The sequence below is a fragment of the Lamprobacter sp. genome (assembly GCF_034860625.1).
Lineage (GTDB): Bacteria > Pseudomonadota > Gammaproteobacteria > Chromatiales > Chromatiaceae > Lamprobacter.
Genome location: NZ_JAYESN010000540.1, coordinates 1 through 1288, shown reverse-complemented (window position 1 = coordinate 1288; position 1288 = coordinate 1). Strand labels below are relative to the sequence as shown.

Here is a 1288-nt window from a genome sequence, read left to right as displayed (position 1 = left end):
CCTTGTTCGAGCAACTGCGGGCGGATAATCCAGCACCAACCGGCATGGTCCAGGATCAGCATCTCGGGCGGCTATTGGAGCACGCGCAAAAGATCCTCGATCGCTGTCTGTTTATCTGCTTCTGCGAAGACACCCGGCTGTTGCCGGCCAAGGTCTTGACCCAGGCGCTCAATGCCAAGTCTGAGGGGTTCGTGCAGGTCTCGCGCTGGCAGCAGCTGTGCGGGCTGTTCAACGCGGTGGACAAGGGCGATGCGCCGATGCAGATCAATGCCTACAACGGCGGTCTGTTCGCCCATGATCCCGCGCTGGATGCGTTATCGGTCTCCGATGCCAATCTCGATGGGATCGCCGCCCTGGCTGGCTATGACTTCGAGACCGATCTCAACGTCAACATCCTCGGCCACATCTTCGAGCAGTCGATCACCGATCTGGAGCTGATCCGCGCCAGCATTCGTGGCGAGCCTGATCAGGCCCTGGCTGACCCGCAGCGCTCAAGGCGTAAGCGCGACGGCATCTTCTACACCCCGGAGCTGATCACCCGCTTCATGGTCGAGCGCACCATCGGTGGCTGGCTGAAAGAACGCTGGGCCGAGCTTGAGGCCAAGCATCGCACCGGCAAGCCGGGACCGATGGCGAATGAGACGCGGCTGAAGGTGCTGCTCGACTACCTGGAGGTTCTCAAGCACATCAAGATCCTCGATCCCGCCTGTGGCTCCGGCGCCTTCCTGGTCGCGGCCTTCGATTTCCTGCTCGCCGAGTACGAGCGGGTCAATGCCGAGATCGCGGCACTGACCGGCTCTCCGCAGCAGCTCGGGTTGTTCGATCTCAGCCGACAGATCCTGCAGCAGAACCTGTTCGGGGTGGATCTGAACCCAGAGTCGGTCGAGATCACCAAGCTCTCGCTCTGGCTCAAGACCGCCCAGCGGGACAAACCGCTGAACAACCTGGATGCCAACATCCGTTGCGGTAACTCCTTGGTGGAGCCGCTCGGCGAGGATACGCCTGCCGTCTTGCGCGATGCCTTCGCGCAGTTGCCGGAGGACAGTCGCGCGTTCGATTGGCAAGCGGCCTTCCCCGAGGTCTTCGCTCGCGGCGGTTTCGATGTGGTGATCGGCAATCCGCCCTATGTACGGCAGGAGGCCTTGGGGCCGCTGAAGCTCTATCTGGCGCAGTGCTACACCAGCTACAGTGGTGTCGCCGATCTCTATGTGTACTTCTACGAGCGCGGGCTGAACCTACTCGCGCCAAACGGCAAGCTCTCCTACATCGTCACCAACAAGTGGATGCG

The 1288-nt window shown here is 61.7% G+C and carries 1 protein-coding gene; it reads left to right on the top strand.

Annotated features, from left to right (window positions below; all coding sequences use genetic code 11):
* A partial coding sequence (locus tag VBE63_RS29610) for an Eco57I restriction-modification methylase domain-containing protein (protein ID WP_323686550.1) occupies positions 1 to 1288 on the top strand: 1288 nt, incomplete at both ends.